Below are 9,906 nucleotides of genomic sequence, written 5' to 3'. Positions count from 1 at the left end.
GGCGGAAGGTCGCCAGGCTGTCGTGGTCGGGATGAAGGTTGGCCGCGAGAAAGCGGAAGGCGACCGAGTCATAGGTCGCCTGCTCCAGCCGGCGGCTGGAGAAGATACCCGTCGCGTAGCCATAAACCAGAATCGCCAGCAGGGTTGCCGGGTGATAGGCTTGTGAGCCCCGCCCCGCGTACTGCCGCGTCAGCTCGGAAAGATCCAGCTGGTCGATCAGCTCGACAATGAATCGGGCCAGGTGATACTGGTTCAGCCAATCGTCCAGCGACGGCGGTAGCAGATAGGCCGTCTGGCGGTCAGCGACGATAAAGTTTGGCATGCGACGACTCGATGGTCCGAAAAGATATGATTATATCATATATAGATCTGGCGCCGGGAAAGTCCGACAGGCTGCTAGGCGGCGGCATGCCGCCCGGGATCGCGAGCGTCGCATTAAAGAGCGGTGAGACGATAAGCACCAGCCCGCACGATCGAGGGCAATCGCCGGATGTTCGGCCCGAGGTGTTCAAGCCGAAGCGCTTCGCCAGGCATCGGTTCCGGGCACGAGCGGAGTGCAGAAGAAAATGGCCCGCCGAGCGGCGGGCCATTCGCTGATCGACGACCGGTTCTGCGCCGCCGTCAGGCCTACTCGAATTCGAGGATCACCTGGTCGACCGACAGGCTTTCGCCAGCCGTCGCAACGACCTTCTTGACCTTGCAATCGCGCTCGGCCTTGAGTACGTTTTCCATCTTCATCGCTTCGATGACGGCAAGTTTCTCGCCGACGCTGACCTGCTCGCCGGCCTTGACCGAGATTTCACGCAGCAGGCCCGGCATCGGCGAGAGCAGGAAGCGGGAGAGATCCGGGGGCACCTTCTTGGGCATCAGCGCCAGCATCCGGGCGGCGTTGGCGGTCATCACCGTCACCTTGACCTGCTTGCCGAAGTGAACGACGCGGTAGAGCAGGCCGATGCGTTCGAGCTGCAGGCACAGTGGCTCGCCGTTGCAGGTGCCGTGGAAGACGAGCTCGCCGAACTTCCAGTCGGACACCAGATCGTAGCGGTCGGCGCCGTAGGTGACCGAGTAGCCGCCAGGAATCGGCGTGACGACCACCGGGTAGTCCTTGCCCTCCATCTGGACCACCCACTCGCTGCCGACCTTGCGCTGGTGCCCCGGCATCTGGCCGCTGACCTTGACCGCGCGGTCGATGTAGCGACGACGCCCGAAGGCGGCGACGGCGGCCAGCAGTCCCGGGTCGTCGTGGACCACGTCGGCCGCGACAAAGCCGCTCGGATACTCGTCGGCCATGAACGAGGTGGTGAAGCTTCCCGACAGAAAGCGCGAATTCTGCATCAACGCCGCCTGGAACGGGATGTTGGAATCGATGCCGCGAATCACGAAAGCGTTCAGCGCATCGCGCATCCGGCGCACCGCCTGGTCACGGGTTGCCCCGTGGCAGATCAGCTTGGCGATCATCGAGTCGTAGAACATCGAGATTTCGCCACCTTCGAAGACGCCGGTATCGACCCGGACCTGGCCTTCGATGGTTTGCGGCGGCCGATACTTCACCAGCCGGCCGACCGACGGCAGGAAGCCACGGAAGGGGTCCTCGGCGTTGATCCGGCACTCGATCGCCCAGCCGTTCGGCTTGATGTCTGCCTGCACGAACGGCAGTTTCTCGCCAGCGGCGACGCGGATCATCAGTTCGACCAGGTCGACGCCGGTGATCATCTCGGTGACCGGGTGCTCGACCTGCAGGCGGGTGTTCATTTCCAGGAAGTAGAACGACTTGTCGGAGCCGACGACGAACTCGACGGTGCCGGCGCTCTGGTAGTTCACGGCCTTGGCCAGCGCCACTGCCTGCTCGCCCATCGCCTTGCGGATGCTGTCGTCGATGAATGGCGAGGGCGCTTCTTCGAGCACTTTCTGGTGCCGTCGCTGAATAGAGCACTCGCGTTCGAGCAGGTAGATGGTGTTCCCAAACGAGTCGGCGATGATCTGGATCTCGATGTGGTGCGGTCCCTCGACGAACTTCTCGATGAACACCCGATCGTCGCCGAAGCTGTTGCGCGCCTCGTTGCGGCAGGCGTCAAAGCCCTCGGCGGCTTCCTGGTCGTTGTAGGCGACGCGCAGACCCTTGCCGCCGCCGCCGGCGGAGGCCTTGATCATCACCGGGTAACCGATGTCGCGGGCGATCCCGACGGCCTGTGCGGCGTCGTCGATCGCCGCGTTGTAGCCGGGGATGGTATTGACCTTGGCTTCCAGCGCCAGCTTCTTGGAGGCGATCTTGTCGCCCATCGCCGCGACCGAATAGTGCTTTGGGCCGATAAAGACGATGTTGTTGTCTTCGAGGCGGCGCGAGAACTCCTCATTCTCGGAGAGGAAGCCGTAGCCGGGATGTACCGCCTCGGCGCCGGTCTGTTGGCAGGCGTCGATGATCTTGTCGATCACCAGATACGACTCCTTGGACGGTGCCGGGCCGATGCACACCGCTTCGTCGGCCATCAACACGTGCATCGCGTCCTTGTCCGCTTCGGAATAGACGGCAACGGTCTTGATGCCCATCTTCTTGGCGGTTTGCATGACGCGGCAGGCGATTTCGCCGCGGTTGGCGATCAGTATTTTCTTGAACATCTCTATTTCTCCCCGTGGATCAAAGCGGAATGTTGCCGTGCTTGCGCCACGGGTTTTCCAGTTTCTTGTCCCGCAGCATCGCCAGCGAACGGCAGATCCGCTTGCGTGTCTCGTGCGGCATGATCACGTCGTCGATGAAGCCGCGTGCTCCGGCGACGAAGGGGTTGGCAAACTTGGCCTTGTACTCGGCTTCGCGCGCCGCCAGCTTGGCCGGGTCGTTCTTCTCCTCGCGGAAGATGATCTCGACCGCGCCCTTCGGGCCCATGACGGCGATTTCGGCCGATGGCCAGGCGAAGTTGACGTCGCCGCGCAGGTGCTTGGAGGCCATCACGTCGTAGGCGCCACCGTAGGCCTTGCGGGTAATCACGGTGATCTTGGGCACCGTGCACTCGGCGTAGGCATAGAGCAGCTTGGCTCCGTGCTTGATGATCCCGCCGTACTCCTGGGCGGTGCCGGGCATGAAACCGGGAACGTCGACGAAGGTGACCACCGGGATATTGAAGGCGTCGCAGTAGCGCACGAAGCGCGCCGCCTTGATCGAGCTCTTGATGTCCAGGCAGCCGGCGAGGATCAGGGGCTGGTTGGCGACGATGCCGACGGTCGAGCCGTCCATCCGCGCAAAGCCGATGACGATGTTCTTGGCGTATTCGCGCTGCAGTTCAAAGAAGTCGCCGTCGTCGGCCACCTTGATGATCAGTTCCTTGATGTTGTAAGGCTTGTTGGTGTTGTCGGGCACCAGCGTATCGAGCGAGAAGTCGAGGCGATCGGCGGAATCCTGCGACGGCAGGCGCGGCGGCTTTTCGCGGTTGTTCGACGGCAGGAAGCTGATGAAGCGGCGCAGCATCATCAAGGCTTCGACGTCGTTCTCGAAAGCCAGGTCGGCGACCCCGGACTTGCTGGTATGCGTGACCGCTCCGCCGAGTTCTTCCGCGGTGACGTCTTCGTGGGTCACCGTCTTGACCACTTCCGGGCCGGTGACGAACATGTACGACGAGTCCTTGACCATGAAGATGAAGTCGGTCATCGACGGGCTGTAGACTGCGCCACCGGCGCAGGGGCCCATGATCAGCGAGATCTGCGGGACGACGCCCGAAGCCAGGACGTTCCGCTGGAAGACGTCGGCGTAACCGGCGAGCGACGCCACCCCTTCCTGAATGCGCGCACCGCCCGAGTCGTTGAGGCCGATCACCGGCGCCCCGACCTTGATCGCGTGATCCATCACCTTGCAGATCTTCTCGGCGTGCGCCTCCGACAGCGAACCGCCGAAGACGGTGAAGTCCTGTGAAAAAACGAACATCAAGCGACCGTTGATGGTGCCGCAGCCGATCACCACGCCATCGCCGGGGACCGACTGGTCGGCCATCCCGAAGTCGTGACAGCGGTGCTCCTTGAACATGTCCCATTCCTCGAACGAGCCGCTGTCGAGCAGCAGTTCGATGCGTTCGCGGGCGGACAATTTGCCCTTGCTGTGCTGGCTGTCGATGCGCTTCTGGCCACCACCCAGACGCGCCGCCGCACGCTTTTCGGCAAGCTGGCGAATGATGTCGTGCATAAGGTCTACTCCCTAACGGTCGGGTCAATCAGAACTACTCAAACAGGTCGGACGATCCTGGTCCGGCCTCTGCAATCAGTGCTTCAGAAAAGCCAGCAGCTTCGAAGCTGCCGCGCCGGGCGTGGTCCGCCCTTCGGCGACGTCGTTCGACAGATCCGGCAAGGCCGCGCGCACCGAGGGATGGCCGCGGAAATGGCGGCGCAGGCCGGAATCGATCAGGTTCCACATCCAGTCGACCGCCTGCCGGCGGCGCTTTTGCTCAAACTCGCTGCTGGCGGTCATCGTCTGCTGGTAGCGCTCGATCTCGGCCCAGAACTCGGCGATTCCACGCTTGGCCAGCGAACTGACGGTGAGTACCGGTGGCCGCCAGTTGGGGCTGGCGCAGCGCAGCATGGTCAACGCCGCCTTCATCTGGCCGCGGGCAAAGGCCGCCGCGCGCTCGTCGATGTCGGCCTTGTTGAAGACGATCAGGTCGGCGATCTCGACGATCCCTTTCTTGATCGCCTGCAGGTCGTCGCCGGCATTCGGCAGCTGCAACAGGACGAATGCATCGACCATGCCAGCGACCGCGGTCTCGGATTGACCGACGCCGACGGTCTCGACGATGATCACGTCGAAGCCGGCCGCTTCGCAGAGCAGCATCGCTTCGCGCGTCTTGTCGGCGACCCCGCCCAGCGAACCGGAGGACGGGCTGGGCCGGATGAACGCCTCGTCACGCTGGCAAAGCAACTCCATTCGCGTCTTGTCGCCGAGAATCGAGCCGCCCGAGACCGACGAAGACGGGTCAACGGCGAGTACCGCGACGCGCTTGCCGGCTTCGATCAGATAGAGACCGAGCGACTCGATGAAGGTCGACTTGCCGGCGCCCGGTGCGCCGGAAATGCCGACCCGAATGGTTTGTCCGGTGTGCGGCAGCAAGGCCGTCAGCACCTGCCGGGCGCGACGCTGATGGTCGCCGCGCGTCGACTCGACCAGGGTGATGGCCTTGGCCAGCGCCCGCCGCCGACGGGCGAGAACGCCGTCGACGAGGTGCTGGTCGGCAGGAGCCAGGGTGGATGTGTGGGTCATATCCATGGTTGACTGCTGTTGATTGGCCTCATCAAGCCGCGGCGGCGCGTGCCTTGCGGATTTCGGCGAGAACGGTCATCGCTGAATCCTCTATTCGGGTTCCGGGACCGAAAATGGCCTTGGCGCCCGCCTTGAACAGGAAATCGTAGTCCTGCGCCGGGATCACCCCGCCCGCGAAAACTATGATGTCATCGGCGCCCTGATCCTGGAGGGCCTTGACCAGCGCTGGCAGCAGCGTCTTGTGGCCGGCCGCCAGCGAGGAAACGCCCACTGCATGAACGTCGTTCTCGATGGCCAGGCGGGCGGCTTCCTCGGGGGTCTGGAAAAGCGGACCGACGTCGATGTCGAAACCCAGGTCGGCGAACGCGGTAGCTACTACCTTGGCACCACGGTCGTGGCCGTCCTGGCCGAGCTTGGCGACCATGATCCGTGGCCGGCGTCCCTCGTCCTCGTTGAACTTGGCGATCTCGGCTTTCAGTGTTTCCCAACTCGACATGCCGTCGAGGACTGCGCCATAGACGCCGGAGACGGTTTGCTGGGTGGCGCGGAAACGCCCGAAGATCTTCTCCATTGCGTCGGAAACCTCGCCGACCGAAGCGCGCAGGCGCATCGCCTTGACCGCGAAGTCGAGCAGATTGCCTTCGCCGGTTTCGGCGCAGCGGGTCAGGTCGGCCAGTGCCGCGTTGACCTTGTCAGTGTCACGACTGTCGCGAACGGTCTTGAGGCGGGCGATCTGCGAGTCGCGGACCGCGTTGTTGTCGATGTCGCGGATGTCGAGCGCGTCTTCCTTGGCCAGCTTGTACTTGTTCACGCCGACGATCACGTCCTTGCCAGAATCGATGCGCGCCTGCTTGTCGGCGGCGCAGCCCTCGATCTTCATCTTGGCCCAGCCGGATTCGACGGCGTGCGTCATGCCGCCCATGCTGTCGACTTCCTCGATGATCTTCCACGCCTCGTCGGCGAGATCCTGGGTCAGCTTCTCCATCATGTACGAGCCAGCCCACGGGTCGATGACGTTGGTAATGTGCGTCTCTTCCTGGATCACCAGCTGGGTGTTGCGCGCGATGCGCGACGAGAATTCGGTCGGCAGCGCGATCGCTTCGTCGAGGGCATTGGTGTGCAGCGACTGGGTGCCGCCAAAGACCGCGGCCATCGCCTCGATGGTCGTGCGCACGACGTTGTTGTAGGGATCCTGCTCGGTCAGCGACCAGCCCGAGGTCTGGCAGTGCGTGCGCAACATGCTCGACTTCGGACTCTTCGGCCCGAACTCCTGCATCGCTCTCCACCACAGCAGGCGCGCCGCGCGCAGCTTGGCCACTTCGAGATAGAAGTTCATGCCGATCGCGAAGAAGAACGACAGCCGGCCGGCGAAAGCGTCGACGTCGAGACCGGACGCAATCGCGGTGCGCACGTAGTCGCGACCGTCGGCGATGGTGAAGGCCAGTTCGAGCGCCTGCGTCGCGCCGGCTTCCTGCATGTGGTAACCCGAAATCGAGATCGAGTTGAACTTCGGCATGTGCTGTGCGGTGTAGCCGATGATGTCGGAGATGATCTTCATCGACGGCTTCGGCGGGTAGATGTAGGTGTTGCGGACCATGAACTCCTTGAGGATGTCGTTCTGGATCGTCCCCGAGAGTTTGTCCTGTGGTACCCCCTGCTCTTCGGCGGCGACGATGTACCCGGCAAGGATCGGCAGCACGGCACCGTTCATGGTCATCGACACCGAGACCTTTTCAAGCGGGATGCCGTCGAACAGGATCTTCATGTCTTCGACCGAATCGATCGCCACGCCGGCCTTGCCGACATCGCCGGTGACGCGCGGGTGATCCGAGTCGTAGCCTCGGTGTGTCGCCAGGTCGAAGGCCACCGAGACGCCCTGGCCGCCCGCAGCCAGCGCCTTGCGGTAGAAAGCGTTCGACGCTTCGGCGGTGGAGAAGCCGGCGTACTGGCGGATGGTCCACGGCCGGCCGGTGTACATCGTTGCCTGTGGGCCGCGGACGAATGGAGCGAAGCCCGGCAGCGTATCGGTGTACGGCAGGCCGTCGAGATCCTGGCGGGTGTATAGGGGCTTGACGACGATGCCTTCGGGCGTTACCCAGTTCAGGGTTTCCAGCTCGGCACCACGCAAAGCTTTGGCGGCAGCCTTCTTCCAGGCGTCAAGACTTGCTGAATCAGCTGGTGCAGGATTGTTCGCGTTGGACATGACGGAACCTTTCACGGAATCAGTGGGGTGGGGTAGGGCTGTCGTCCCGGACGACGCAGGAATTATACCGACCAAGAGCGCCACAGTGGCTTGCTGGCGACCGTAAGGCTTGACACTCTGCCCGACGAATAATACTGTATCCATAATTATTAACGCAAGGTCTCGCCGAGACCCTGAGCGAGTCGCTACAACGAGATCGATGGATCCGAGTCAAATAGCCCAGACTGCCTTGTATCAGGAAGTCGCTGAAAGACTACGGCAGCGAATCTTCTCGCACGAGTTGCCGCCGGGAACGCGGATCGACGAGCAGGCACTGACGGTCGACTACGGGATCAGCCGCACGCCGCTGCGCGAAGCGCTGAAGGTGCTGGCTGCCGAGGGGCTGGTGACGCTGCGGCCTCGCCGCGGCTGCTTTGTCACCGAGGTCTCGGAGCAGGATCTCGATGACATCTTTCCCCTGATGGCGATGCTCGAAGCGCGCTGTGCGCTGGAAGCGACCAATCGGGCCCAGCCTGCCGACCTGGCGAGGCTCGAAGCGATCCACGCGCAACTCGAACATTTTGCCGGCAGCAACGAGATCAAGCGCTTCTTCGAAGCGAATCAGGAGTTCCACTATCAAATTCAGGAGTTGTCCGGGAATCGCCGGCTCCGGCAGGTGATCCAGGATCTGCGCAAGGTACTCAAGCTGACCCGTCTGTTCTCGCTGAGCATCGACGGTCGCTTGCAGCAGTCGCTCGCGGAGCACGCCGCCATTCTGGCGGCAATCAAGGCTGGCGACGCGCTGGGTGCCCAGATCGCGATGCACGACCATATTCTTTCGGGGCGCGATGCCCTGGCCCGCAGCCACTTGCCGCAGGAGCTGCTGAGGTGACCGGTTCTGTGCTGTGCACGCGTGCGGATGCCGTCGCCACGGTCACCTTGGCGAATCCAGGCAAGCTCAACGCCATCGACCTGGCGATGTGGCAGCGCCTTGCCGAGATCATCCACGAGCTGTCGGAAGACGGGCAGCTGCGTTGTGTGATCCTGCGTGGCGACGGCGATCAGGCTTTCGCCGCTGGCGGCGACATCGAGGAGTTTCTGAGCAGGCGAGACACGCTGGAGCGGGCGATGGCGTACCACGCGCAAGTGGGCGAAGCGCTGCAGGCGGTGTTCGACTGCCGCCTGCCAACCATCGCGCTGGTGCAGGGGGCGTGTATCGGCGGCGGGCTGGAGATTGCCGCGCAGTGCGACCTGCGCATCTGCGCCGAGTCTTCGCGTTTCGGTGCGCCGATCAAGCAGCTCGGATTTTCGATGTATCCCGGCGAGCTGGCAGGCCTGTTGCGTCTTGTCGGGTCGGCAACGGTACTCGAACTGCTGCTCGAAGGCCGCATTCTCGGCGCGCCGGAAGCGCTGGCCAAGGGTCTCGCCACCCGCGTCGTCGCTGACAGCGAGGTTGTTGACGAAGCCTATGCCAGTGCTCGCCGGATCTGCGACGGTGCGCCGCTGGTCGCGCGCTGGCACAAGCAGTGGGTGCGGCGTCTGCAGAACGAAGTGCCGCTGGCCGCGCAGGAGTTGCGCGCGTCTTTCGCCTTTCTCGAAACCGACGACTATCGGGAAGGGCTGTCGGCATTTCTTGGCAAGCGCAAGCCGGCGTTTCGCGGCCGCTGAGGGGCTCGTCAGGCGAACAGGCCCCACGCCATCTTCGCTGCGAGCAGGATCAGGATGCCGGCAAAAAGACGTTTCAGGGTGGCCACCGGCAGGCGATGCGCCAGCCGCGCGCCGAGCGGCGCCATCAGCATGCTGGCCGGAATCAGCCAGACCAGCGCCGGCAGGTACACGTAGCCGATGCTCCACGGCGGCAGACCGGGGTGCGCCCAGCCGTTGAAGATGTAACCCAGCGAACCGCCGACGGCGATCGGGAAGCCGACCGCCGCCGACGTCCCGATCGCATGCTGCACACGGACGTTGCACCAGGTCAGGAAGGGAACGGTAAGCGATCCGCCGCCGATGGCGACCAGCGCCGACAATGCGCCGATGCCGGTGCCTACGCCGAAGACGCCGAGCGCGCCGGGCAGCTCGCGTGACGGCTTGGGTTTCAGGTCGAGGATCATCTGCCCCGCGACCAGGCAGACGAAGGCCATGAAGAACAGTGCCAGCGGTCTGGACGGTACGCTGCCGGCGAACAGCGTACCGATCAGCGTGCCGACGAGAATTCCGGGGGTGATCTGGACGACAACCTTCCACAGCACGGCCTCGTGCTGATGGTGGGCTCGCAGGCTGGACAGCGAGGTAAACAGGATCGCGGCCATCGAGGTACCGAGTGCCAGGTGCAGGACCTCGGCCAACGGGAATCCGGCCTGCGCGGCGAACATCATGGTCAGGGTCGGGACCATGACCAGCCCGCCGCCGATCCCGAGCATGCCGGCGAAGAGACCGGCGAATAGACCCAGCGCGATGTATGCCAACCACCAGAGCAAGCCGGACTCCC

8 protein-coding genes are annotated in these 9,906 nt (G+C 63.7%); 2 read left to right on the top strand and 6 right to left on the bottom strand.

All coding sequences use genetic code 11. From position 1 onward, the window contains the following. The 5 genes from Q1L50_RS03875 to scpA all read right to left on the bottom strand — a co-directional run. Positions 1–322 (bottom strand): transposase (locus tag Q1L50_RS03875; RefSeq protein WP_300336046.1); only part of this gene is annotated, 322 nt, incomplete at its 3' end. Positions 323–627: 305 nt separating this feature from the next. Continuing rightward, positions 628–2,616 (bottom strand): acetyl-CoA carboxylase biotin carboxylase subunit, encoded by a 1,989-nt coding sequence (gene accC, locus Q1L50_RS03870; protein ID WP_300336045.1) that lies wholly within the window; start codon positions 2,614–2,616, stop codon positions 628–630. Positions 2,617–2,635: 19 nt separating this feature from the next. Beyond that, positions 2,636–4,168, bottom strand: coding sequence for an acyl-CoA carboxylase subunit beta (locus Q1L50_RS03865; RefSeq protein WP_300336043.1), 1,533 nt, complete (start codon positions 4,166–4,168; stop codon positions 2,636–2,638). Positions 4,169–4,243: 75 nt separating this feature from the next. Further along, positions 4,244–5,242, bottom strand: a complete 999-nt coding sequence (gene meaB / locus Q1L50_RS03860; protein WP_300336042.1) for a methylmalonyl Co-A mutase-associated GTPase MeaB — start codon at positions 5,240–5,242, stop codon at positions 4,244–4,246. Between the two features lie 25 nt (positions 5,243–5,267). Next, complete coding sequence (gene scpA, locus Q1L50_RS03855; protein ID WP_300336040.1) at positions 5,268–7,439, bottom strand: methylmalonyl-CoA mutase; 2,172 nt, start codon at positions 7,437–7,439, stop codon at positions 5,268–5,270. A 199-nt stretch (positions 7,440–7,638) separates the two neighbouring features. Between scpA and Q1L50_RS03850 the strand changes: the two genes are divergently transcribed. After that, the gene (locus Q1L50_RS03850) at positions 7,639–8,310 is read left to right on the top strand and encodes a GntR family transcriptional regulator (RefSeq protein ID WP_300336039.1); all 672 of its coding nucleotides are present in this window, start codon (positions 7,639–7,641) and stop codon (positions 8,308–8,310) included. Then, complete coding sequence (locus Q1L50_RS03845) at positions 8,307–9,086, top strand: enoyl-CoA hydratase-related protein (RefSeq protein ID WP_300336037.1); 780 nt, start codon at positions 8,307–8,309, stop codon at positions 9,084–9,086. Before Q1L50_RS03850 ends, Q1L50_RS03845 begins: the two co-directional genes overlap by 4 nt. 8 nt (positions 9,087–9,094) lie before the next feature. On the opposite strand, the gene Q1L50_RS03840 is transcribed toward Q1L50_RS03845, so the two are convergent. Continuing rightward, positions 9,095–9,895: a sulfite exporter TauE/SafE family protein gene (locus tag Q1L50_RS03840; protein ID WP_300336036.1), complete on the bottom strand. Its 801-nt coding sequence runs from the start codon at positions 9,893–9,895 to the stop codon at positions 9,095–9,097. Positions 9,896–9,906: the final 11 nt, after the last annotated feature.

The sequence above is a fragment of the Accumulibacter sp. genome (assembly GCF_029255145.1).
Taxonomy (GTDB): Bacteria; Pseudomonadota; Gammaproteobacteria; order Burkholderiales; family Rhodocyclaceae; genus Accumulibacter.
This window is presented reverse-complemented; position numbering and strand designations above follow the sequence as displayed.